Source organism: Sphaerisporangium sp. B11E5, from assembly GCF_039871875.1.
In the GTDB taxonomy this organism is placed as follows: domain Bacteria; phylum Actinomycetota; class Actinomycetes; order Streptosporangiales; family Streptosporangiaceae; genus Sphaerisporangium.
Genome location: NZ_JBDPMD010000021.1, coordinates 45,698 through 69,331 on the forward strand (window position 1 = coordinate 45,698; position 23,634 = coordinate 69,331).

The 23,634-nt window shown below is 72.2% G+C and carries 23 protein-coding genes; 5 read left to right on the forward strand and 18 right to left on the reverse strand.

Translation table 11 applies throughout. From position 1 onward, the window contains the following. Positions 1 to 3: 3 nt before the first annotated feature. Entirely contained in the window at positions 4 to 936 is a 933-nt protein-coding gene (locus ABGB17_RS19910) for a LysR family transcriptional regulator (protein ID WP_347631626.1), read from the reverse strand. A gap of 141 nt (positions 937 to 1,077) precedes the next feature. Here ABGB17_RS19910 and ABGB17_RS19915 point away from each other — a divergent pair, with 141 nt between their 5' ends. Beyond that, positions 1,078 to 1,701 carry a DedA family protein gene (locus ABGB17_RS19915; protein WP_347631629.1) on the forward strand — a complete coding sequence of 208 codons (624 nt, stop codon included), beginning with the start codon at positions 1,078 to 1,080 and terminating at the stop codon, positions 1,699 to 1,701. A 15-nt stretch (positions 1,702 to 1,716) separates the two neighbouring features. Here ABGB17_RS19915 and hemL read toward each other — a convergent pair whose 3' ends face one another. The 7 genes from hemL to ABGB17_RS19950 form a co-directional block, all read right to left on the reverse strand. Beyond that, positions 1,717 to 3,015, reverse strand: coding sequence for a glutamate-1-semialdehyde 2,1-aminomutase (hemL, locus tag ABGB17_RS19920; RefSeq protein ID WP_347631631.1), 1,299 nt, complete (start codon positions 3,013 to 3,015; stop codon positions 1,717 to 1,719). A gap of 401 nt (positions 3,016 to 3,416) precedes the next feature. Then, the gene (locus tag ABGB17_RS19925; protein ID WP_347631633.1) at positions 3,417 to 4,070 is read right to left on the reverse strand and encodes a bifunctional DNA primase/polymerase; all 654 of its coding nucleotides are present in this window, start codon (positions 4,068 to 4,070) and stop codon (positions 3,417 to 3,419) included. An 81-nt stretch (positions 4,071 to 4,151) separates the two neighbouring features. Continuing rightward, positions 4,152 to 5,144 carry a porphobilinogen synthase gene (gene hemB, locus ABGB17_RS19930; RefSeq protein WP_347631635.1) on the reverse strand — a complete coding sequence of 331 codons (993 nt, stop codon included), beginning with the start codon at positions 5,142 to 5,144 and terminating at the stop codon, positions 4,152 to 4,154. Between the two features lie 68 nt (positions 5,145 to 5,212). Continuing rightward, a complete protein-coding gene (locus ABGB17_RS19935; protein WP_347631765.1) occupies positions 5,213 to 6,754 on the reverse strand; it encodes a uroporphyrinogen-III synthase in 1,542 nt (513 codons plus the stop codon). Between the two features lie 95 nt (positions 6,755 to 6,849). Beyond that, positions 6,850 to 7,788: a hydroxymethylbilane synthase gene (gene hemC / locus ABGB17_RS19940; RefSeq protein WP_347631637.1), complete on the reverse strand. Its 939-nt coding sequence runs from the start codon at positions 7,786 to 7,788 to the stop codon at positions 6,850 to 6,852. Next, positions 7,785 to 9,110, reverse strand: coding sequence for a glutamyl-tRNA reductase (locus tag ABGB17_RS19945; protein ID WP_347631639.1), 1,326 nt, complete (start codon positions 9,108 to 9,110; stop codon positions 7,785 to 7,787). The genes hemC and ABGB17_RS19945 overlap by 4 nt, the downstream gene beginning before the upstream one ends. Beyond that, entirely contained in the window at positions 9,107 to 9,802 is a 696-nt protein-coding gene (locus tag ABGB17_RS19950) for a redox-sensing transcriptional repressor Rex (protein WP_347631641.1), read from the reverse strand. Before ABGB17_RS19950 ends, ABGB17_RS19945 begins: the two co-directional genes overlap by 4 nt. A 395-nt stretch (positions 9,803 to 10,197) precedes the next feature. On the opposite strand from ABGB17_RS19950, the gene ABGB17_RS19955 reads away from it, so the two are divergent. Continuing rightward, positions 10,198 to 10,446, forward strand: coding sequence for a glutaredoxin family protein (locus ABGB17_RS19955; protein WP_347631643.1), 249 nt, complete (start codon positions 10,198 to 10,200; stop codon positions 10,444 to 10,446). 43 nt (positions 10,447 to 10,489) lie between these two features. Here the strand turns inward: ABGB17_RS19955 and ABGB17_RS19960 are convergent, their stop codons facing one another. Further along, positions 10,490 to 12,424, reverse strand: coding sequence for an antibiotic biosynthesis monooxygenase (locus tag ABGB17_RS19960; protein WP_347631645.1), 1,935 nt, complete (start codon positions 12,422 to 12,424; stop codon positions 10,490 to 10,492). 174 nt (positions 12,425 to 12,598) lie between these two features. On the opposite strand from ABGB17_RS19960, the gene ABGB17_RS19965 reads away from it, so the two are divergent. From ABGB17_RS19965 to ABGB17_RS19975, 3 genes are all read left to right on the forward strand, one after another. Next, positions 12,599 to 13,243, forward strand: coding sequence for a sigma-70 family RNA polymerase sigma factor (locus tag ABGB17_RS19965; protein ID WP_347631647.1), 645 nt, complete (start codon positions 12,599 to 12,601; stop codon positions 13,241 to 13,243). 85 nt (positions 13,244 to 13,328) lie between these two features. Continuing rightward, on the forward strand, positions 13,329 to 14,024 hold the full coding sequence (locus ABGB17_RS19970) for a DUF5667 domain-containing protein (protein WP_347631650.1): 696 nt from the start codon (positions 13,329 to 13,331) through the stop codon (positions 14,022 to 14,024). Positions 14,025 to 14,119: 95 nt separating this feature from the next. Beyond that, the gene (locus tag ABGB17_RS19975) at positions 14,120 to 14,986 is read left to right on the forward strand and encodes an HAD-IB family hydrolase (protein ID WP_347631652.1); all 867 of its coding nucleotides are present in this window, start codon (positions 14,120 to 14,122) and stop codon (positions 14,984 to 14,986) included. Between the two features lie 11 nt (positions 14,987 to 14,997). On the opposite strand, the gene ABGB17_RS19980 is transcribed toward ABGB17_RS19975, so the two are convergent. The 9 genes from ABGB17_RS19980 to ABGB17_RS20020 form a co-directional block, all read right to left on the reverse strand. Next, positions 14,998 to 15,894: a lysophospholipid acyltransferase family protein gene (locus tag ABGB17_RS19980; protein ID WP_347631767.1), complete on the reverse strand. Its 897-nt coding sequence runs from the start codon at positions 15,892 to 15,894 to the stop codon at positions 14,998 to 15,000. 65 nt (positions 15,895 to 15,959) lie between these two features. Further along, positions 15,960 to 16,991, reverse strand: a complete 1,032-nt coding sequence (locus ABGB17_RS19985) for an NAD-dependent epimerase/dehydratase family protein (RefSeq protein ID WP_347631654.1) — start codon at positions 16,989 to 16,991, stop codon at positions 15,960 to 15,962. 109 nt (positions 16,992 to 17,100) lie between these two features. Then, the gene (locus tag ABGB17_RS19990) at positions 17,101 to 17,199 is read right to left on the reverse strand and encodes an AURKAIP1/COX24 domain-containing protein (protein WP_018654693.1); all 99 of its coding nucleotides are present in this window, start codon (positions 17,197 to 17,199) and stop codon (positions 17,101 to 17,103) included. A 342-nt stretch (positions 17,200 to 17,541) separates the two neighbouring features. After that, the gene (locus ABGB17_RS19995) at positions 17,542 to 17,745 is read right to left on the reverse strand and encodes a helix-turn-helix domain-containing protein (protein ID WP_030456159.1); all 204 of its coding nucleotides are present in this window, start codon (positions 17,743 to 17,745) and stop codon (positions 17,542 to 17,544) included. A 321-nt stretch (positions 17,746 to 18,066) separates the two neighbouring features. Continuing rightward, the gene (locus ABGB17_RS20000) at positions 18,067 to 18,867 is read right to left on the reverse strand and encodes a phosphatase (protein WP_347631657.1); all 801 of its coding nucleotides are present in this window, start codon (positions 18,865 to 18,867) and stop codon (positions 18,067 to 18,069) included. 95 nt (positions 18,868 to 18,962) lie between these two features. Continuing rightward, positions 18,963 to 20,126, reverse strand: coding sequence for an acetoin utilization protein AcuC (locus ABGB17_RS20005; protein ID WP_347631659.1), 1,164 nt, complete (start codon positions 20,124 to 20,126; stop codon positions 18,963 to 18,965). Positions 20,127 to 20,283: 157 nt separating this feature from the next. Continuing rightward, entirely contained in the window at positions 20,284 to 21,468 is a 1,185-nt protein-coding gene (locus ABGB17_RS20010; RefSeq protein ID WP_347631661.1) for an ABC transporter permease, read from the reverse strand. Next, complete coding sequence (locus ABGB17_RS20015) at positions 21,465 to 22,190, reverse strand: ABC transporter ATP-binding protein (protein ID WP_347631663.1); 726 nt, start codon at positions 22,188 to 22,190, stop codon at positions 21,465 to 21,467. The genes ABGB17_RS20010 and ABGB17_RS20015 overlap by 4 nt, the downstream gene beginning before the upstream one ends. Further along, positions 22,190 to 23,569 (reverse strand): HlyD family efflux transporter periplasmic adaptor subunit, encoded by a 1,380-nt coding sequence (locus ABGB17_RS20020; protein WP_347631665.1) that lies wholly within the window; start codon positions 23,567 to 23,569, stop codon positions 22,190 to 22,192. The genes ABGB17_RS20015 and ABGB17_RS20020 overlap by 1 nt, the downstream gene beginning before the upstream one ends. Positions 23,570 to 23,634 lie beyond the last annotated feature (65 nt).

The window sequence follows — 23,634 nt, forward strand, 5'->3', positions numbered from 1 at the left end:
AGCCTACTGGTCGGCATGTGTGAGGACCCGCCCCGACACAGCCGACGGACTCACCTCCCGCAACACGTCCACAGCGGCCCTGATCGCCGGCCGCCGCGCCGCGTCCGTACGCCACAACGCGTAGATCCGCCGGGTCGGCCGCGGCCGCACCGGGACGACCCGCACCTCAGGCGGCAGCACCCCCCGCCCGAGACGCGGCACCACCGTGCAGCCGAGCCCCGCCCCCACCAGCGCGATCTGCGTCGGGTACTCGTCCGCCACACAGGAGAAGTCGGGTTCGAGGGACGCCGTGCGCAGCGTGAACACCAGCCAGTCATGGCAGACGGTCCCCGGCGAGGAGCTGATCCACCGCTCCCCGCGCAGATCGGCCAGGTCGATCTCCTTGTGCCCCGCCAGGGGGTGCCCCGCAGGCAACACCACATCGACCACGTCGTCGAACAGCGTCGCCCGGGACAGGCCCTCAGGTGTCGCCATGGGCCGGTTCAGCCAGTCCTGCACGACCGCCAGATCCAGCTCGCCCCGCGCCACCTCCCGGACCTGCCGCTCCGGCTCCCGCTCGTACAGCACCACGTCGAGCTCCGGGTGCCGCATCGTGAGCTCCTTCAGCGCCTGCGGCATCAGCCCCCGGGCGGCCGTGGGGAACGCCGCCACCGACAGCCGTCCGACCACGGCCCCCCGGAGCGCCTCGAAGTCGGCCTCCGCCGTCTCCACCAACGCCAGGATGCGCTCGGCGTGCTGCGCCAGCACCCCCGCCGCGTCCGTGAGCCGGACCCCCCGCCCACTGCGTTCCAGCAGCGTGGCCCCCGTCTCCCTCTCGAGCTTGGCCAGTTGCTGCGAGATCGCGGACGGGGTGACCATGAGCGCCTCGGCCGCCGCGCCGACCGACCCGTAGGTCGCCACCGCGTGGAGGGCCTTGAGCCTGTGGAGATCGAGCATACAGCGATGCTAAACGATGGATTCTCTTTGAGACAGTAATTCTGAAGTCGATGTCTTTCCGCAGGGTAGGGTCAGCCCCACCCCTGATACGGGTACTCGCCGCATTCCCGTCATCCAGCGATCATTCATAGCCTTTGGTCCATGACCGACTGGCTCATTGGACTGATGGAGAACCTCGGGGCGCCGGGGGCCGGCCTGGCCATCGCACTGGAGAACCTCTTCCCACCCCTCCCCAGCGAAGTGATCCTTCCCCTGGCCGGCTTCACCGCCTCCCAGGGCGACATGGACCTCCTCGACGCGGTCGTGTGGACCACCCTGGGATCCGTCGTCGGAGCGCTCGCGCTGTACTGGATAGGCGCGCTGCTCGGCCGCGAACGCACCCTCGCCCTCGCCGCCCGCATCCCCCTGCTGAGCATCTCCGACATCGAGAAGACCGAGGCGTGGTTCCTCAAACACGGCCGCAAAACGGTGTTCTTCGGCCGCATGATCCCCGTCTTCCGCAGCCTCATCTCGATCCCGGCCGGCGTGGAACGCATGCCCCTGACCGTGTTCACCCTCCTGACCACCGCCGGCAGCCTCATCTGGAACACCATTTTCATCCTCGCCGGCTATGCCCTGGGCGAGAAATGGTCCCTGGTCGAGACCTACGTAGGCACCGGCACCAACATCGTCATCGCCGTCGTGGCCCTGGCCGTCGTGGTCTTCGTCGTCAAACGCCTGAACGAACGCCGCAAGAACCGCCGCGCCTCCCAGACCTCCAGCTAGCCTGCCGGCGGTCGCTCAGGAGAGGGCCGCGGCGGCCGCTTTGGCCGCCGCCGGGAGGGCGTCGGTGACCTGGCTGAGGGCCTCCTCGGTGTGGGCCGCGGAGAGGAACCACGCCTCGTACGCCGACGGGGGCAGGTAGACCCCCTGGTCGAGCATGCTGTGGAAGAAGGCCCGGTACGCGGCGGGGTTCTGGGTCTGGGCGGTGGCGAAGTCGGTCACCGGGGTGTCGGTGAAGAAGACGGAGAAAAGATTGCCGGCCGTCTGGAGCCGGTGAGGCACCCCGGCGGCGGACAGGGCCTCGGTGGCGGCCTGGCCGACGACTGAGGCGGCGGCGTCCACACGGGTGTACACGTCAGGGGTGCAGGCGCGAAGTGTGGCGAGACCGGCGGCCACCGCCAGGGGATTACCGCTCAGCGTCCCCGCCTGGTAAACGGGCCCTTCAGGAGCCAGGTGCGACATGACGTCGGCACGCCCCCCGAAAGCGGCAGCGGGAAGGCCGCCCCCCATCACCTTGCCGAACGTCATCAGATCGGCCTCCACCGGTTCGAGCCCGTACCAGCCGGCCGCCGAGACACGGAACCCCGTGAGCACCTCGTCCATGATGAGCAGCGCCCCGTGGGTGGTGCACAGCTCGCGGAGCAGGGCGTTGAACCCCGGCCGCGGCGGCACGACACCCATGTTGGCCGGGCAGGCCTCGGTGATGACGCAGGCGATCTGGTCACCGTGGGTCGCGAACGCCTCGGCGACCGCCTCTGCGGAGTTGTACGGCAACACGATGGTGTCGGCGGCGGACGCCCCCGTCACCCCGGGCGAGTCCGGCAGCGCGAAGGTGACCACCCCCGACCCCGCGGCGGCGAGCAGCGCGTCCACGTGCCCGTGATAGCACCCGGCGAACTTGACCACCCGGGACCGCCCCGTCACCCCCCGCGCCAGCCGGACCGCCGACATGGTGGCCTCGGTACCGGAACTGACCAGCCGCACCCGCTCGACCGGCCCCACCCGCGAGACGATCTCCCCGGCCAACTCGACCTCACCCGCCGTCGCGGTCCCGAACGACGTCCCACGGGACAACGCCGAGGTGATCGCCTCCACGACCGCCGGATGCCGATGCCCAAGGATCATCGGCCCCCAGGAGCACACAAGATCGACATACCGATTGCCGTCCACATCGACGAGAAAGGCCCCGTCCCCCGACTCCATGAACCGCGGCGTCCCCCCCACCGCCCCGAACGCGCGGACAGGTGAGTTGACACCCCCCGGCACCAGACCACGGGCACGCTCGAACAGGCTCTCAGACACCTCGGTACGACTCACCCGTCCAGGGTAGTGCCGCCCCCACCCCGCCCCGAAAGAGCCCACCCCGGCCCTCTCCCACCGGCGGACCCCGTACGGCGGCGCCGAATTCGCCGTAACATGTCCCCCGCGTCGGCGCCGAAAGGGACCCGTATGGCGCAGGTGCCGACAGACATCGCGGCCGAGGCGACCGTGATCGGGCAGCCGTGCCCTGCCGCCGTAAGACGGCGCCGGATTCGCCATACCTCCTCCCACTGTGCGGGGGCGGAGCCCCGTCCCTGGGCTGGGGGTTCGGGCGGGAGCCCCGATGAACACAGTCCGAGCGGAGCGAGGCCCATTTCACGAGGCGGTGGCGGTCACGGGCGAAGGAGTGGCCGCCACCGGGAACGGTGGGGTCTTCGGGGGGTGCTGGGAGGCCGGGGTCAGTCGATGGCGTCGGCCAGGTGGTCCAGGACGTGCAGGGGGTCGGGGAGGGGGTGGGGGGTGGGGGGGCGGAGCCAGCGGGACGTGGTGCCGTCGGGGAGGGTTGAGGGTGGGGCCAGGACGTAGCTGTCGCGGCAGTGCCAGCGGAGGCCGGGGGTGTCCTCTATGGTCTCCGGGGCGTAGTCGAGGTGGCAGGACCACCATTCGTCCTCGTCCTCGGGGGCGCCTCGGGTGGCCACGAAGAAAAGGACCCGGTCGCCGTTGACGGCTACCGGGCCGGTGTCGAAGCCAGAGGCGTCCATCGCGGAGAGGGCGGTATGGCCGCCGGCGGCGGGGACGTCGAACACGTCGAAGACGCGGCCGGTGGGCAGGATGATGTTGGCCTCGGGGGTCTGGTCCCACCAGCGCTGCAACTGGGCGGTGTCGGTGGTGGCCATCATGCGCCAGGCGGGGGACACGGGGTGGGCGCCGGGGTCGGGGCAGCCCACGCGGTCACAGGAGCAGGCCCGCCGGCCTTCGCGCAGCGGGTGGGCACCAGGGACGGCGGCCCAGCCCAGTGCGGCGTAGTCGAGCACCGAGGTGATCGAGCGTGCCTTTCCGTGGGCACGGCTTCGCCGTTTCGCCCTGCGTGCCGCCAGCGGTACCCCCACCATCACGTTCCTTCCCACCCGGCCTTTCCCCGATGATGCCTGATGGCGCCCGCCCAAGGTGCGGCGACCCCCGGAAATGGCCCGTCAGGATAGTCCCCGGGCCACCTCAGTAGCCCAGTAGGTGAGGATCAGGTCGGCCCCGGCGCGCCGGATCGCCGTCAGCGACTCCATGATCGCGCGTTCCCTGTCGATCCAGCCGTTGGCCGCCGCGGCCTCGATCATGGCGTACTCGCCGCTCACCTGGTAGGCCGCCACCGGGACGTCCACGGCGTCGCGCACCTGCCGCAGGATGTCCAGGTAGGCCAGGGCCGGTTTGACCATGACGGCGTCCGCCCCCTCGGCGAGGTCGAGCGCGACCTCGCGCAGCGCCTCCCCCACCGGGCCGGCCGGGTCCTGCTGGTAGGCGCTGCGGTCACCGAACTGGGGCGCGCACTCGGCGGCGTCCCGGAAGGGGCCGTAGAACGCCGAGGCGTACTTGGCGGAGTACGCCAGGATGGGGATGTGGGGGAACCCCGCGCCGTCCAGCCCGGCGCGGATGGCCGCGACCTGGCCGTCCATCATGCCGCTCGGCGCGATCACCTGCGCCCCGGCCCGCGCCTGGGAGACCGCGACGGAGGCGTAGCGCTCCAGGGTGGCGTCGTTGTCCACCTCGCCCTCGGGCGTGAGCACACCGCAGTGCCCGTGGTCGGTGAACTCGTCCAGGCAGGTGTCGGTGATCACGACGATGGTGTCCCCGAGGTCGGACCGCAGGTCGGCCACCGCGCGCTGCACGATGCCTTCGGGGTCGTCGCCCGCCGAGCCCCGGGCGTCCTTGACGGCGGGGACGCCGAACAGGATGACCCCGCCGACCCCCGCCTCGGCGGCCTCGTGCGCGGCTTTGCGCAGCGAGTCGCGCGTGTGCTGCACCACGCCCGGCATGGAGGCGACCGGCTGGGGCTCGGTCACGTCCTCCTTGACGAACATCGGCAGCACCAGCTCGGCCGGGTGCAGCCGGGTGCCCGCCACCATGCGGCGCAGCGACGCGGTACGGCGCAGCCGCCGCGGCCGGGCCACCGGGAACTCCGCGTTCGGCATCATGTCTTCGGTTTCTCCCTTCGCCGCCGCGGACACCGGCGACGGACCGTGGGTTTCCGGAGGGTGACCGCCTACCGGGCGCGGCGGCGGGCCCCCCTGCGGGTCTGCGAGGGCCGCCTCGGGACGTCCCCCGCGGCGAGCGCGGCCTGGCGCTGCTTGGCGCCGTAGTCCGCCAGGGCGGCCGCCAGGGCGGACGCCGACGGGCTGTCGGCCATGATGTCGACCCGCAGCCCGAACTCCTCGGCGGTCTTGGCGGTCTGCGGCCCGATGACCGCGATCACCGTCACGTTGTGCGGTTTGCCGGCGATGCCGACGAGGTTGCGCACCGTGCTGGACGAGGTGAACAGCACCGCGTCGAACCCGCCGCCCTTGATCGCCTCACGGATCGGCGCGGGGGGCGGCGCGGCGCGCACCGTGCGGTACGCGGTGACGTCGTCGCACTCCCAGCCGAGCTCGGTGAGCCCGGCGATCAGCGACTCGGTGGCGATGTCGGCGCGGGGCAGCAGCACCCGGTTGATCGGGTCAAGCATGGAGTCGTACGGCGGCCACTCGGCGAGCAGGCCCTCGGAGGAGTGCTCGCCCACCGGCACCAGGTCGGGCTTCACCCCGAAGCTGACCAGGGCGTTGGCGGTGGCCTCGCCGACCGCGGCGACCTTCAGCCCGGCGAACGCCCGCGCGTCGAGGCCGTACTCCTCGAACTTCTCCCTGATCGCCTTGACCGCGTTGGCGGAGGTGAACGCCACCCACTCGTACCGCCCGGTGACGAGGCCCTTGATGGCCCGGTCCATCTGCTGCGGGGTGCGCGGCGGCTCCACCGAGATGGTGGGCACCTCCTCGGGCACCGCGCCGTACGACCGCAACTGCTCCGACAGCCCGGCGGCCTGCTCCTTGGTGCGCGGCACCAGGACCCGCCAGCCGAACAAAGGTTTGCTCTCGAACCAGGACAGCTTGTCGCGGGTGCCGACGGCGTCCCCCACGACGATCATCGCGGGCTCGGCGATGCCGGCGTGCTTGAGGTCGGCGGCCAGCCGGGCGAGCGTGGACACGACGGTGTACTGCTCGGTGGTGGTGCCGTTCTGGGTGACCGCGACCGGCGTGCTGTCGGGCTTGCCCGACGCGACGAGGGCCTTGGCGATCGCGACGGCGGCCGACACCCCGTTGTAGATCACGAGGGTGCCCTCGCACGCGGCGTGCGGGGCCCAGTCGTCCACCTGGTCGGCGTCCACGACCCGGAACTCGGGCATGCCCATGGCGGGCGCGATGCCCGCGTACGTGGGCACCGCGGTGGCGGGCGGCACGCCGGGCACGATCTCGAACTCGACGTCGGCCTTGGCACAGGCGGCGACCTCGTCGGCGACCGAGGAGAAGAACCCCGGGTCGCCGGGGCAGAGCCGCACCACGCGGCACCCGGTCTTGGCCTCGCGCACCGCCTTCAGCGACACCGCGCCGACCTCGGCGGCGATGTCCACGATCTTGACGTCCTCACGGCAGCGGCCGAGCAGCCCGCCGTAAGCGTCGACGTCCAGCACCACGACGTCGGCGCGGGACAGCAGGTCGGCCCCGCGCAACGTCAGCAGGCCCTCGTCGCCGGGGCCCGCGCCGACGAACGCCACGAACCCCGTGGAGCGCCGGGCACCGCCCTCGGGCGCGCCGGTGGCTCCGGCGGCCTGCTCGATGCCGGAGGTGTTACTGGTCTGGCTTCCGGAGCTCAATGGGTCCGCTCCCCCATCAACGTGCCGGCCCCCTCAGCGATCATGGCGGCCGCGAGTTCGCGGCCGAGCTCCATGGCGGCCGAGAGGTCCCCGGCGGTGGACTTGCGCACCGACCGCGTGCCATCGAGGGCCACGACGGCGGCGGTCAGGTTGAGAATGTGCCCGGCATCGGTGGCGAACGCACCTACCGGGGCGCTGCACCCCGCCTCCAGGGCTGCCAGCACCGTGCGCTCGGCCGTGACCGCGGCACGGGTGCGCGGGTCGTCAAGCGCGGCGAGCAGCTCGATGAGGTCGGCGTCGCCGGCCCGGCACTCGACGGCGAGCGCTCCCTGTCCCGGCGCGGGCAGCATGTCGTCCGGTTCGAACACCTCGGCGATCTCGGCCTCGCGCCCGATCCTGGTCAGGCCCGCGGCGGCCAGCACGACGGCGTTCAGCTCGCCCGAGCCGACCTTGCCGATACGGGTGTCGGCGTTGCCGCGGATCGGGACGTACTCGAGATCGGGGCGCAGGGCACGCAACTGGGCGACGCGCCGCGGCGAGCCGGTGCCCACGCGGGCGCCGGCGGGCAGGCCCGCGAGCTCGACCGGGCCTACCAGGGCGTCCCTCGGGTCGTCGCGCGGCGGGACGGCGGCCACGACGACGTGGGGGTCGGGCGCGGTGGGCAGGTCCTTGAGCGAGTGGACGGCGAAGTCGATCTCGCCCTCGATCAGCTTGTCGCGCAGCGCGCTGACGAACACGCCGGTGCCGCCGAGCTGGGAGAGCTGCGCCTTGGTCACGTCGCCGAAGGTCGTGACGCCGACCAGCTCGACGGGCGTGCCGGTCAGCGCGGTGAGCCGGTCGGCCACCATCTGGGACTGGGTGGTGGCCATGAGGCTGCGTCTGGTGCCGAGGCGCAGAACCCCACGCCTGGCGTAGGTCTGCTGGGTGACGGTCATGCGTCCTCCTCGCCGGCCCGACCGGGCGAGTCGGTCTCGATGTCGGCCACGTCGGCTCTGGTCACTGCCTCGGGCACCTTCGGGTTTAGGTCGAACAGTTCGCGCAGCGCCTCGGCATAATGATCGCCCGCCGGGGACGCCGCCAGCCGCTTGACACGCACGGTGGGCTCGTGCAGCAGCTTCTCCACCACCCTGCGCATCGTCTGCGCGATCTCGCCGCGCAGCCGGCCGTCGATCTCGGGCATCCGGGTGACCAGGCGCCCCAGCTCGGTCTCGACCACGTCGGCGGCCTTGGCGCGCAGGGCCACCACGGTGGGGGTGACCCGGGCGGCGCGCTCGGCCCTGAGATACTCGCACACCTCCGAGGCCACGATGGACCGAACCGCCGTGACGTGGTCGCCGTCCTGGTCGCCGAGGCCCCGCATGGATTCGAGGTCCGCCAGGGTGACGCCGGGCAGGTCGCGCACCGCGGGGTCGATGTCGTGCGGCAGCGCGAGGTCCAGCAGGAACAGCGGCCCGGGGTGCCCGGCGCGGCGCACCATGTCGGCGGTGAGCACGACGTCGCCGGCGCCGGTGCAGGAGATCACGAGGTCGGCGCCGGCCAGTTCGCGGCCGACGTCGGCCAGCTCCACGGCCCGCCCGCCGACGCTCTGCGCGAGCCGGGCGGCCCGCTCGAACGTGCGGTTGGCGACCACGATGTCGGTGATCCCGGCCCGGCCGAGGGTGGCGACCGACAGGGCGCTCATGGAGCCCGCGCCCACCACGAGCGCCCGCCGTCCCACGAGGGGCCCGAGCTCGGCCTCGGCGAGGGTGAGCCCCACGCCGACCAGGGAGGCGCCGGCCCGGTCGATGCCGGTCTCGGTGTGGGCGCGCTTGCCGACGCGCAGCGCCTGCTGTGCCAGGTCGTTGAGGATGCTGCCGGCGGTGCCCTGGTCCTGGGCGAGCCGCAGCGACTGGCGCACCTGGCCGAGGATCTGCCCCTCGCCCACCACCATGGAGTCCAGGCCGCAGGCCACCGTGAACAGGTGCTCGACCACCCGGTCCTCGTAGTGGACGTACAGGTGGGGGGTGAGCTGGTCGACGGGCACGCCGGAGTGGGCGGCGAGCAGGTCGGTGACGGCGGTCACACCGCCGTGGAAGCGGTCCACCTCGGCGTAGATCTCGACACGGTTGCACGTGGAGACGATCATCGTCTCGGACACGTGGACGTCGCCGAGCACGTCGTGGAGCATCTTGACCAGGGTGTCCCCGGCCATCGAGACACGTTCGAGCAGCGCCACCGGTGCCGTCCGGTGACTCAGGCCTACCGCGAGAAGGCTCATGCGTCCATCGCCTCGGCCCAGTCCTCCGTCATGATGGGGCTCCCTGCTTCACGATCGGCTTTGCGCTGCTCGTGGAAGGCGAGGATCTGCAGCTCCGTCGAGAGATCGACTTTGCGAACATCCACCCCGTCCGGCACGGTCAGCACAACAGGCGCAAAATTCAAAATACTCGTGATTCCGGCAGCGATGACCCGGTCGGCCACCTCTTGCGCCGCCGACGCCGGTGTGGCGATGACCACGATGGAGACCCCCCGGCGGCCGAGGATCTCCTCCAGCTGGTCGATGTGGTCGACGGCCATCCCGACGAGCCGCTCCCCCACGACCGCGGGGTCGGCGTCGAATAACGCGGCGACACGGAAGCCACGCGACACGAACCCCCCGTAGTTGGCGAGCGCCCGGCCGAGGTTCCCGAGGCCGACGATGGCGACGGCCCAGTCCTGGGTGAGACCGAGCTCGCGGGAGATCTGGTAGATGAGGTACTGGACGTCGTAGCCGACGCCCCGGGTGCCGTACGACCCGAGGTGCGACAGGTCCTTGCGCAGCTTGGCGGAGTTGACCCCCGCGGCCAGCGCGAGGTCCTCGGAGCTGACGGTGGCGGTGCCCCGCTCCGCCAGTCCGTTGAGTGCGCGCAGGTAGAGCGGCAGTCGCGCGACTGTCGCATCGGGGATGCCACGTTCTCGCGCTTGCGACATGCGGCGGATCACTTTTGCCGGAACTCCAGGGGACGGCGGGGCGACCGGTGCGCCCCGGCCGCGCTCGCGATTGCGACGGATGACGAACAGCGGACGCAATTCCAGGTTAGTCCCTTTGTGAAGCGATGCACAAAGTGAGGACCACGGACCCTGGGAGGCCCAGTCTCCCAGCCGGGGGCCTCGCCCCCGAATCCGCCCCGGCGTCCCCGCACACCGACGGCACCTCTCATCCCGGACCGGCCAGCACGTTCCACCCGCCTCACCACCGCCCATACCGGGTCAGATCTTGCTTCGACGACCCTACGCCGCCCGCCCGCCGAAAGCTTCTTCACCGCTGCCCTCCTCAAACGGATGAACCGGCCGAAACCCCCGATGCCACGGCTAAGCTGGAGCGCATGGCTCCGCGAGATCACACGATCACCCTGCTCGGAAAGCCCGGCTGCCATCTGTGCGACGACGCGAGAGCCGTCATCGAACGCGTGGCCGGCGAGCTCGGCGTCTCATGGCGGGAGCGGGACATCACCGCGTCCGAGGAGGACATGCGCGCCTACGGCGAGATGATCCCCGTGACGTTGATCGACGGCGTCCAGCACGACTTCTGGCGCGTGGACGAGAACCGCCTGCGCGCCGCCCTCTCCGCCTGACCCTCCGGGGCCCCGCCGCGGGACGCGGCGGGGCGGGGCGCGCTCAGGCCCGGTAGGCCGTGGGCAGCGGGACGACCTTGGCGGCGTTGAGGTTGAGCTCGATCACGTTGGCGGCCAGCACGTGCGCGACGCGCTCGCGGGCGAACCGCTCCATGTGGGGCTGGCGCTGGTGGTCGTTGTACGCCACCTCGTCGCGGTAGATCTCGTAGACGATGCGCTGCAGCGGGGCCGACTTGACCGCGTGGCAGATGAAGATCAGCGTGTCGGGTTCGCTGCGCCGCACCTCCTCCACCGTCTCCTCGGCCAGGCGGTCGAACGCTTCGCCCGCGCCGTCCATCAGGGTGAAGACCGTGAGCAGGCCGTAGATGCGCGGCGAGGGACGCACCGAGCCGGCCGCGGCGGGCGGCTCGGAACGGCTGAGGGCCTGCTGGAGCTCGGCGCCGGCGAACAGCGCCCCGGTGGCCGGCATGGACAGGTTCTGCGGCCCCTGTGCCGGGCCCCCCGCCGGGCCGAGAGGGCCGTGGTGGGAGCCGTTCGGGCCGCCGAGGGGTTCCGCGTGCGTCCCGCGGCCGTACTGCGAGGCGCGGTCCAGCGGGTCGGCGTACGAGGCGGCGCCGTGCTGCCCCTGGCGCGGGCCGAGCGGGTCCTGCCCGATGACCTCGCCGGTCGCCGGGCCGAAGAACCCGCCCGCGTCCGCGGGACCGCCGAACACGCCGGGCCCACCGGAAGCAGCGAGTCCACCGGGGCCGCCGGCAGCACCCGGGCCACCGGCGGCACCGGGAACACCGGGGCCACCCGGACCCATCGGCGTGGCGCCGGGCACGCCGGGCGGGCCACCGAAGCCCTGGTCCTGACGGCCGAAGCCCTCCCCGGGACCGAACGACTCCCCGGGACCGAACGCGCGCGGCTCCCTGGCGCCGAGCGTCCCGGGCTCCCTGGCGCCGAACACCCCCGGCTCCGCCGGGCCGAACCCCCCGGGCTCGCCGGGACCGCGCTCGACCGGGCCGCCGCGCCCCACCGGGGCGCCGTAGGTCCCCTGCGCGCCGGGACGGCCGGGCTGCCCCTGCTGGCCGGGGAAGCCGCCCGAGGGCTGCATGCGTGCCGCGTAGTCCACGTCCGCGTGGTCCCCGGCCCGGTACTCGGCCACCAGGTCCCCGAGGCCGGAGCGGCGCGGCGAAGGCGAGGGGGACGCCTGCGTGACGGGCATCGGCCCCGAGTCGTACGAGGCGGCGGGCGCGGCGCGGCGGCCGCCGGAGGCCGGGCGGGGGTCCTCCTCCCAGTCGTCGGAGTCGTCCCGCTCCTCGTCGTACGGCGCGAGCGGCCGCGCGACGGCGTACCAGATGGCACCCACCATCAGCGAGATCACCAGCGCCGCGAACACCCCGGGGATCGCGAAGCGCACGACGCCCACCAGGGCCAGCCCCGTGGGGGCGAGCACGACTCCCGCGTGCATGTTGTCGGCGTCGAGGTCGTCCCCGCCGCGCCAGCGCAGCACCGCGAGGATCAGGCATCCGATGAGGATCAGGTACGTCACGGCGTGCGCGACGTTGAGCAGCGCGGTCGGGATGATCGTCCAGTGGGTGTCGCCCAGCGGCAGGGACTTGCCGAACTTGTCCACCTGGCTGACCGGGTCGGCCACCAGGATCACAGCGGTGACGACGGTGAACGCGCTGCCCAGTAACCAGGCCGCGAACTTGGAAGGCGTCTTCGCGGCGAGCATCTGGATCATGCCGATGGCCAGCCAGAACGGTGCGAGGAACGCCCCGGTGATCTGGTAGACGCGGAACGTCGCGGGGCCGAATCCGATCAGGTGCCCGATGGCGATCGATCCCAGTGCCAGGCAGAGTGCCGTGGTGGTCACGGTCCACGCGAGGAGCCATCCGCTCCGCTCATCCCTGAGGCGTCCGACCAGGACACCGGTGGTGATGGCGGCGAACAGCGCACCCGCGAAGGCGGTGACGGCTACGAGGGCTTCCATGATGCTCCCAACTCTGCCGGACATTACCTCCAAACCGGTAGCCGGTGTCCGATCTGCCGTGGGACTCCTGTTACGAGAGGTAGTTACTGAGGCAAAGTGGATTGTGTAATTACCGGATGATTTCTAGAGTGGGCGAGCAGCACGCGCCTTCCCTTTCTTCCCCAGGGATACCGGATGTCGAACACATGGTCGGTCGCCGGGCTTTCCCCTCCGGGCGCGGCCGGCACTATGGACCGTGCCCGCGCCGCCGGCCACCGAGAACCCGCCGAGCTCGACGAGCTACGGCGGGTGGTGCTCCGCGCCAAGACCGGCGACGCGGACGCCTTCGCGGCGCTGTACGACCGCTATGTCGATCTCGTGTATCGCTACGTCTATTTCCGGGTGGGCTGCCACGCGCTGGCGGAGGACCTCACCAGTGAAACGTTCCTACGGGCGCTGCGCCGCATCACCGGCTTCACCTGGCAGGGCCGGGACTTCGCCGCGTGGCTGGTGACCATCGCCCGCAACCTCGTCACCGACCACTACAAGTCGGGGCGCTACCGCCTCGAGGTGTCCACCGCCGAGGTGCTGGACACGCCGCTGGACGGCGAGCACATCCCGGAGAACGCCGTCGTGTCCACCATGGTGAACGAGCGCATCCTGCGGGCGGTGCGCGACCTCAACCCCGAGCAGCAGGAATGCGTGGTGCTGCGCTTCCTGCAGGGCATGACGCTGGCCGAGACCGCGCTCATCATGGGCAAGAAGAGCGGCGCGATCAAGGCGCTGCAGTTCCGCGCCGTCCGCGCCCTGGCCCGGGCGCTCCCCGACGACCTCGGCTGATCGGCGACCGGCCGTAACTTCCTGTGCCCTCGCTTCGTTGGGCAGTTAGCACCTATGGATCATCGGAGTGCGCCAGGGAGCATTCATGGGTAAGCGGGGGGGTTCGGGGCGGCCGCTCGGCCTGTGGGCCGCCCTCACGCGGCGCGGCCCCTCGGCGCGTTCGCTGTCCGCCCGCCTCCGCCAGATCGGCGGCGAGTCCCGTGACGAGCCCTCCCCGGACTTCCGAGCCCGGCTGCGCGGGCAACTGCTGGCCGCGCACGGCACCCGCGCCGACCCCGGCCCTGAGCCCGCGGTCCGCAAGCGCAGGCGCCCGCCCCTGCTGGTCCGGCTGCGCCCGGCCGTCCTGATCGTCGCCGTCACCTGCCTGATGATCCTCACCGGCACGCAGACCTACGACTCGGTGCCAGGCGACCGCCTGTACCCGATCAAGCGCGCCGCCGAGGCGACGCTGCTCAGCCTGACGCCGGACGACGTGGAGCGCGCCCAGCGCGAGCTGACCGCGGCCCACTCGCGCGCCGCCGAGGCCGCGGCGCTGCTCGGGTACCCCGGCGACGACCGGGAGCGGTTCATCGGCCCGACGCTGGACGAGATGGCCTCCACCACCCGGTCGGCGCTGTCGGCGCTGCGGCACGTCAAGCGCCGCGGCAAGCACACCCCGGCGATCAAGCGCTTCACCGAGCAGCAGCGCGACCTGGTCGCCCCGATGATCCCCCAGCTCGGCGGGGACGACCGGATGAAGGCCAGCGCCTACCTGGACATGATCGACGATCTGACCCCCTGACCACGCTCCCGCCCCGGGATGTGCCTCAGACGTCACGCCACGCTAACGCCACGTACACCGGGCACACCCCCCGCTCCCGGTTAAGCTGAGGTGCTATGAGGCGGTTACTGCGACGGCGCACCGAGGCAGAGAAGGCCGGGGAAGTCGCGGCAGCCGCCGCGGTCTCGGCCCCGGTGGCGGACCCCGACCCCACGGCTGCGGCGTTCTTCGACGTCGACAACACGATGATGCGCGGCGCGTCCATCTACCACTTCGCCAGGGGCCTCGCCTCGCGCGGGCTGTTCACCACGTCCGACCTCGTGAGGTTCGCCATCGGGCAGGCGTTGTTCCGGGTGCGCGGCAACGAGAACCCCGAGCACATCGCCCGGGCCAAGGAGACCGCCCTGGCGTTCGTCGCCGGGCTCAAGGTCGAGGACGTCGTGCGTCTCGGCGAGGACATCTACGACGAGGTCATGGCCGACCGCATCTGGGCGGGCACCCGCGCCCTGGCCCAGGCCCACATCGACGCCGGGCAGCGGGTCTGGCTGGTCACGGCCACCCCGGTCGAGCTGTCCCGGGTGATCGCCCAGCGCCTCGGGCTGACCGGCGCGCTCGGCACCGTCGCCGAGACCGAGGACGACGTGTACACCGGCCGCCTGGTGGGTGACCTGCTGCACGGCCCCGCCAAGGCCGAGGCGGTCAAGGCGCTGGCCCGCCGCGAGGGTCTCGACCTGACGCGCTGCACGGCCTACAGCGACTCCGCCAACGACCTGCCCCTGCTGCGGCTGGTCGGGCACCCGTACGCGATCAACCCCGACAGCGAGCTGCTGGAGCACGCCCGGGCCAACGGCTGGGCGGTGCGCGACTTCCGCACCGGCCGCCGCGCCACCATGATCGGCCTGCCCATCGCGGCCGGCGCCGGCGCCGTCGCGGGCGGCATCGCCGCGGCCATCGCGCTGCGCAAGCACTACCGCTCGGCCTGACCGCCCGGCGGTTACAGGAACGGCGGGAAGGCCGGGCCCCGCTGGAGACGAAGCTGGTTGAGCTGCTGCTGGATCAGCTCGCGCACCTGGTCGGTGAGGTTGAAGACCAGCATGGGGTCGTCCGCCTCCTCCGGGTCGTACTCGTCGGTGCGCACCGGCTCGTGGAAGCGGATCATCCACTTGGACGGCAGCGGCACCAGCCCGAGCGGGCCGAGCCACGGGAACAGCGGGGTGATCGGCAGGTACGGCAGGCCGAGCAACCGGGCCAGCGTGCGAAGGTCGCCGATCTTCGGGTAGATCTCCTCGGCGCCCACGATCGAGCACGGGATGATCGGCACCTGGGCCCGGATCGCCGAGGCGACGAACCCGCCCCGGCCGAAGCGCTGCAGCTTGTAGCGGTCGCGGAACGGCTTGCCCACGCCGCGGAAGCCCTCAGGGAACACCCCGACCAGCTCGCCCTTGCGCATCAGCCGGTCGGCGTCCTCCGGGCAGGCCAAGGTGTGGCCGGACTTGCGGGACAGGTGGCCGAGCACCGGGAGCTGGTAGACGAGGTCGGCGCCGAGCAGCCGCAACGGGCGGCGCGCCGGGTGCTCGTCGTGCAGCGCCACCTGGAGCATGAGGGCGTCCACCGGCAGCGTGCCGGAGTGGTTGGCGACCACCAGGGCCCCCGCCTCGTCCGGGACGTGCTCCAGGCCGGAGGTCTCCACGCGGAACCAGTGGCGGTACAGCGGGCGGATCAGCTCGAGCAGCACCTTGTCGTTGAGCTCGGGGTCGAACCCGAACTCGTCGATCTCGTACTCCCCCGCCAGGCGCCGCCGCAGGAAGGCCAGCAGGTCGGCCAGACGGTCCTCGACGGCGCGGGTGTCGTGCCCGTCGCCGGAGTGCCGCCGCGCCGCCGTGATCGGGATCACCTGGGCCGTGCCGGGCTCGTGGTCCCCTTCGCCGCGATGGTCCCGCCCTGGATCGCTCTGTTTCACCGTTCCCCGCCCCCGCCCCGCAGTGTCCCCAGCCAGTCGATCACAGAGAGTGGTGTACCGGCAACCAGGCCACGCGAGTGGAGGAAGTCATCGAACGCCGTCGCGGTGGTGAACTTCGGGCGCCAGGCCAGCTCGGCGGACAGCCGCTCGGCGTCCACGGCGCGGCCGTAGCTCATGAGCGCGATCTGCTCGGGGGAGAAATCGACCCTGCCGAGGCCGCGGGCCATCTCGCCGAGCACGCGGAACGCCGCGGAGGGCACCGGCACCGTCGGCCGGCCGCCGCGCCGCACGCACTGCGACAGCAGCATCACGCCCTCACCGGCGACGTTGTACGTGCCGGGGTGGTCCTCCAGCGCCATGCGCCGCAGCACCTCGACGCCGTCGTCCTCGTGCACGAACTGCAGGCGCGGGTCGAAGCCCAGCACGGTCGGCACGACCGGCTGGGTGAAGTAGCGGGTCAGCGGCGAGTCGACGCCGGGGCCCATGAAGTTGGCGAACCGCAGGGTGGACACCGTGACGTCCGGCCGCCGCCGGGAGAAGCCGCGGACGTACGCCTCGACCTCGGTGGCGTCCTTGGCGTAGCCGGAACTCGCCACCTCGGCCGGCTCGACGTCCTCGGTGAACACCGCGGGGCCGTGCGGCGAGGAGCCGTAGACGGCGGTCGTGGAGCGGACGACGACCCTGCGCACGGTGGCGGACCGCTGGCAGGCGGCGAGCAGTTGCATGGTGCCGATGACGTTGTGCTCCTTCATGGAGGAGCGCCCCGCGCTCTTCGAGGGAGCTGTCACCAGGCTCACGTGCACGACCGTTTCGATGTCGGCCGCGCCGATCACCCGCGCGATGTCCGGGCTGCGCAGATCAACCCGGACGAACTCGGTGCGGCCCAGCGCGCCCACGTCGCCCCGCTCCGCCGGCGGAACGGTGTCCACGCCGATCACCCGGTCGATGCCGGGGTCGGCCGCGAGGACGCTCGCCACGCGGGCTCCGATGTGCCGGGACACCCCGGTCACGAGCACGGTGCGTGTCATCGGCGCCTCGCAGGATCACGTGTAGTGGGTCGCGCACGCCCGGATGTGCCCGCGGTATCAGCGCGTCACACCCGGCCCGCCGCTCTGCGTCGTCGTTCCGCGCCGCTTACTACTTCTTGTTACGCCGCTGGATGCGGGTCTTCTTGAGAAGCTTGCGGTGCTTCTTCTTCGCCATACGCTTACGACGCTTCTTGATCACAGAGCCCACGGGACCCCCAGGTGAAGGTAGGTTGGTCGGACCGGCAGTACGTGCCGCGCGACGCGCGATGTCCCGCCGCCGCACGTGCCGTCAGGAACGGCACGACGCGAACGCGGGAGCAGCCGCTCGCCACGAAGCACACCGATCCAACAGCCTACCGGCGTTTCGCGGTCGATCGTTCCCGGGGGGAACCCCGTGCCGCCACCCGGTGGCCGTACCCGGCGACCGGGGCAGGTGTGGGCGGCCGGCCGCCCACCCCGTTCCCGGCCAAGGTCACGTTCCTAGCGAAGCATGCGCCGGTCATGGGACGGTTTCCGGCGCATGACGGGGTGATGTCGCTCAAGGCGTCAGTCAACCCGCTTCGATGAACGCATCCCTGAGGTAGTCGTGCACCGCCTGCTCCGGCACCCTGAAGGATCGCCCGACCCGGATGGCCGGTAGCTCACCAGAGTGCACGAGCCGGTACACAGTCATCTTGGACACCCGCATGACGGTGGCCACTTCCGCCACCGTCAGGAACTTCACCTCGCTGAGAGGTCTTTCGCCTGCACCCATCGGACGCCTCTTCCGCACGTGTTTCCGGGTTATCCCCACTGGTGCCATTGCTCACGCACGTGTACTGCTGTCAGCGTAGAACGGGTCTCCGATCGCGCAAACCCCCTATTCCATCAGCCCACGGAGACGCCTGCCACCAGAATCGGAAAAGTCGCTGGCCAGCCGCCTGGTCAACCACTGATCCCGATGTTGTACACGGTTCCATCACGTCCCATTAGAGTCGCCCAGGATCACAAAAAAGTTGGCAAACGGTCGACGCCCCCGCCTCAGGGTGCACGCGAAACCCCGGGTTACGGACGGCCCGGATCTCGCCGGGACGCCTCACAGGCCACTCAGGACCCGGGAGACCAGGTACTGGTTCATCGGAACGTAGTGGCGCGGCAGCACATTGTCGTCGAGAGGCACGGTGACCGCGATCTTGCCCTCGGCCTCGCCGACGAACAACCCGGGGTCGTTGCTGTCGGCGAAACCGACCGTCTCCACCCCGGCCTCCCCGGCGGCCCCCGCCCAGCCGTGGTCCCCGATCACGAGGTCCGGGCGCCCGTCGCCGAGCTCCGCGAGCTCGGCGAGCATCGCCTGCATCGGGGCGGGGTCGTGGGTGTGCACGAGCGCGCCGCCGTCGTCCAGCATCGCCACGTCGTCCAGGTAGCGGATGCGGCGGCGCCGGCCGAGGCCCTTACCGATGAACGAGCACTGCTCGGCCGGGGTGAGGAGCGTCGCGCCGTGATCCCGCACGAGGCGCACCAGCGCCAGGTGGGTGGTGAGCAGCCCGGTGGGGTGGCCGGTGGCGACGACGATCCGCGGATCGTCCCGCCTCAGCACCGCCGCGACGCGGTCGGCCAGCGCGTCCAGGGCGTCGAGCGTGCGGTCGGGGTCGATGGTGTCCTGGCCGTACCGGTGCTCGGGGTCGGGGATCACCCCGGCGGACTTGGCCATCAGGGCGAGGATGTCGCGGTAGGTCCAGTCGCCGTCAAGGGTGAGGCCGAACATGTAGTGGGGGTCGCGTGCCGCGAGGGACCGGTAGTGGTCGAGGTTGTTCTCCCGGCTGGTCGCGATGTCCCCGGCGATCCTCGTCCGGATGAGATGCTCTCTCAGCTCGTCCCGCGAAGGCGCGGTCTGCATGGTTCACTCCGTCCACTCTGTGCGGGTCACGGGCCGCGCGCGACCCTCACTTGCTACTACGCCCGGACACCGGCTCCCCGTTCGCCGGCGGGGCTCTAGGGCTGCGGGTCCAGCCCGTGGTAGGGAAAGACGGCCTTGCGCGTGGCGATGATCGCCCGGTCCACGGCGTCCGCTGGATCGTAACCACCGGTGAAATCGTGAAATTCCGCGGTCCGCCCGTCCGTCATGGACAGCGGAGGCACCTCACCCGTGCGCAGCCGCACCAGCTCGTGCCAGCTCCCCGGCGTCGCCGTCTCCGGGTCCAGCGGGACACCCGCCGCCTCGGCGATCAGGTGGGTCCACGCGCGCGGCACCACCCGCACCACCTCGTAGCCGCCGCCCCCGGTGGCCACCCACCGGCCGTGCGCGGTCTCGTGCGCCAGCGCGTGCAGCGCCTCGTACGCCCGGCGCTGGCCGTCCACGCTCAGCAGCAGGTTGGCCAGCGGGTCCAGGGCGTGCGAGTCGCAGCCCTGCTGGGTGACGAGCACGTCCGGCTGGAACTCCCGCAGCAGCGGCGGCACCACCGCGTGGAAGGCGCGCAGCCACCCCGCGTCCCCGCACCCGGCGGGCAGCGCGACGTTGACGGACGTCCCCTCCGCGCCCGTCTCGTGCGGGAACCCGGTGCCCGGGAACAGTGTGCGCGGGCTCTCGTGCAGGCTGACGGTGAGCACCCTCGGGTCGTCGAGGAACATCGCCTGCACACCGTCGCCGTGGTGGACGTCAACGTCGACGTACGCGACGCGGCGCGCCCCCTGCGACAGCAGCCACGCGATGGCCACGGCGGGGTCGTTGTAGACGCAGAAACCGCTGGCGGCGCCCGGCATGGCGTGGTGCAGCCCGCCGGCGACGTTCAGGGCGTGCTCGGCCTCGCCGGTCCACACGGCGCGGGCGGCGGCGAGCGTCGCCCCGGCGACCAGCGCCGCCGCCTCGTGCACCCCGGCGTAGGCGGGGTTGTCGGCGGTGCCGAGCCCGATCGAGAGGTCGGGACGGCCGGTGGCCGAGACCTGCCGGACCGCCTCCAGGTACGTCCGCTCGTGCACCAGGGCCAGCTCGTCGTCGGTGGCGGGCACGCACCCGGCCTGCTCGGTCTTGCCGAGCACACCGAGATCGCGGGCGAGCGCCATCGTCAGCTCCACCCGCACGGGCGCCAGGGGATGCCCGGGGCCGAAGTCGTAGGAGACCAGTCCGTCGTCCCAGACAACCCTCACGGATCGGCTCACGCGCTCACCTCGCCTGTGACGAACCGGCCGCCCCGGGGGCCGCGCCGGCGCGGACGATCACCGGTCCGCCGCGCTACCCTCATGCACCCGACCGTACCGCACTCGGTCGCACCCCCCGAGAGGCCGTCACCCTGCGGTCACACCCCGGCGCGGCTCCTCACTCGGCGCGCAGCGCGATCACCGGGTCCAGCCGGGCGGCACGGCGGGCCGGGGCCACGCCGAAGAAGACGCCGACCGCGGCCGAGACGCCGAAGGCCAGGGTCACCGACCACCAGGTGATCGCGGCGGGCACCGGGGACACCGCCTGGATCAGCAGCGAGCCGCCGACGCCGAGCAGGATCCCGATCACCCCGCCGATCGTGGTGAGCAGCACCGCCTCGATGAGGAACTGCCGGAGCACGTCGCGCTGCCGGGCGCCGAGCGCCTTGCGCAGGCCGATCTCCCGGGTGCGCTCACGCACGCTGACCAGCATGATGTTGGACACCCCGACCCCGCCGACCAGCAGCGAGATGCCCGCGATGGCGGCCAGCACGCCGGTGAGCATGCCGAGCACGCTGCCGATGGTGCCGAGGAGCTGGGTCTGGGTGACCGCGCTGAACCGCTCGCCCGGGTACCGCTCGGCGAGGGCCTGGACCACTTTCTGCCGCAGCGGCTCGATCTCGTCGGGCCCTGAAGCGCCGACCGCGATGCCGTTGATGCGGTTCAGCCCGACCAGGCGCTGCGCGGTGGTGACCGGGATGTGCACCTCCTGGTCGCGCGCCACGCCGAACGTCGCGCCGACCGGCTCGTACAGGCCGATCACGCGGAACCGCACCCCCGCGACGGTGATCTGACGGCCGATCGGGTCGACGTCCTGGAACAGCTTGTCCGCCACCTCCGAGCCGAGCACCGCGACGCGGCGGCGGGTGTCGACGTCGGTGGCGCTGAGGTAGCGGCCCCGGTGCAGCGGGCGTTCGAAGATGTTGGGCATGTACTGGTCGGTGCCGGTGACCGTGGCGAACACCTCGGTGCGGCCCACCCGCACCGGCTCGCCGGAGTTCACCGCGACGGTGACCTTGGAGGGGTCGCCCACCACGCGCCGCACGTACGCCACGTCCGTGAGGTCCAGCCTGCTCTGCGTGGGCGCCGCGCCGAGGCCCACCTGGCCGGGCACCACCAGGATGATGTTGCTGCCGAGCCCGGCGATCTCCCCTTCCACCGCCTCCTTGGCGCCGGTGCCGATGGCGACGAGGATCACCACCGCGGACACGCCGATCACCACGCCGAACATCGTCAGCGCGCTGCGCAGCCGGTTGACCCGCAGCGCCTCCAGCGCCATCCGCAGCGCCTCGGCGCCCCTCACGGCGCGTCCCCGTCGTCCAGCTCGATGAGGCCGTCCCGGACATGGATGCGGCGCCGGGCCTGGGCGGCGACCTCGGCCTCGTGGGTGACGAGGACCACGGCCACGCCGCGCTCGGCGTTCAGGCGGGCGAGGATGCCCATCACCTCCTCGCCGTTGCGGGTGTCGAGGTTCCCGGTCGGCTCGTCGGCGAGCACCACCTTGGGGTCGCCGACCAGCGCGCGGGCGATGGCCACCCGCTGCTGCTCCCCGCCGGACATCTGGGACGGCCGGTGGTCCAGCCGGTGCCCGAGCCCCACCGACGTCAGCGCCTCCTCGGCCCGCCGCCGCCGCTCGGCCCGCCCCACCCCGCGGTACACCAGCGGCAGCGCCACGTTGTCGAGTGCCGAGGTGCGGCCGAGCAGGTGGAACGACTGGAACACGAACCCGATCACCTGGTTGCGCAGGTCCGCCAGCCCGCCGTCGTCCAGCGTGGACACGTCCACCCCGTTCACCCGCAGCACCCCGACGGTCGGCCGGTCCAGGCACCCGAGCAGATGCATCAGCGTGGACTTCCCCGACCCGGACGGGCCGACGATCGCCACGAACTCCCCCCGCCCGATCCGCAGGCTCACCCCGCGCAACGCGTCGACCGACACCCCCTCGAGCCGGTACGACCGCGTCAGCCCCACGGCCTCGAACGCGGCCTCCTCCGCGGCCGGGGCCGTGTCCTCCACGGCGGGCATCACCCGGTCAGCTTCTGGCCGGGGCGTACGGCGTCGGCGCCGCGGACCACGACGCGTTCGCCGACCGACAGGCCGCGGGCGACCTCGACGGTGGCGTCCCCCTGGGCCCCCAGCTTGACGACCCGGCGCTCGGCGGTGCCGTCCGGTCGCACCACCCACACCACGGTGTCGCGGCCGCTGGTGACGACGCTGGCGGCCGGGACGGCCACGGCGTCGGGCGACTCGCGGACGGTGAGGCGGACGACGGCGCTCATGCCGGGCTTGGGGGTGGGCGCCTCGCCGCCGTCGTCGTAGGTGCCGTCCCCGAGCGTGAGCCGCACGGGGTAGCTGACCCCGCCGGTGGTGCCCTCCTTGGGGGTCACCCCGACACCGGTGACCTCGGCCCGGTAGGTGCCGCCGGTGACGGCGTCCAGCTCGACCTCGGCCTTCACGCCCCGGCTCACCAGCAGCACGTCGGTCTCGTCCACGTCGGCCGAGACGGTCAGCTCCGAGACGTCCGTCACGGTGACGACGGCGTCCCCGGCCGACACCGGCACCCCCGCCGCGATGCCCCCGCCGGCGCCGCCTCCCGAGCCGCCCGCCCCGGACCCGGCCGCTCCGGCGGCACCCGCCTGCCCGGCGAGCTCCGGCGGCAGCGACCCGAGCAGCGACCCGAGCCCCGCCGAACCCCCGCCCGGCGGCCCGCCGAGCGTGACCACCCCCCGGAACGGCGCCTTGATCACCAGCCCGTCCACCGTGGCTTGCGCCACCCGCACCGCCGCCTTCGCCTGGGACGCCGACGCCGCCTGAAGCGACCCCATGGACGAGGCGAGCCCCCCGAGGCTCGCGCCGAGCTGCCCGCTCACCTGGGCGAGCACCTGGTTGATCGACCGTGTCAGCCCTTGTGTGATCTTGTTCAACTCCGCGCGCTGCGCCCGGTGACGCGCCTGCGCGGTGTCCACAGCCGCGATCAACTGCTTGCGCAACCGCGCGTCGTCGATCTTGCGCGCGGCGTCCCTGGCCCGCTCGAAGTCCCGCGCCACCTTCCGGTCCAGCGCGGACCCTCCCGACAGCCCCGCGAAACTGATGTTCGGCGCCGCGAGCCCCCCACCGAGCCGGACCGGCTTGGACGCCTGCCGCTCCGCCTTACGAGCCTGCTTGAGCTGCTCTTGTGCCTGCGGCGAGCTGATCTTCGCAAGGATCTGCCCCTTGCCGACCGTCTCCCCGTCCCGCACATAAAGCTTGGCCACCGTTCCGGCCGCCGGCGACCGCAACGTGGCCGTGGCCCGCGCCCCGACGGTCGCGGGCGCCTCGACGACCTCACTGACCGCCGACCGCCCGACCTCGGCGATCTGCACCCGCGGCCCTTCGTCACCCGTGCACCCGGGCACGAAAATCACGAGACCAATGAGAAGCGGGGGGAAACCGCGACGAATCGTCACCCGAGCAATCGTAGAAGCCCCCA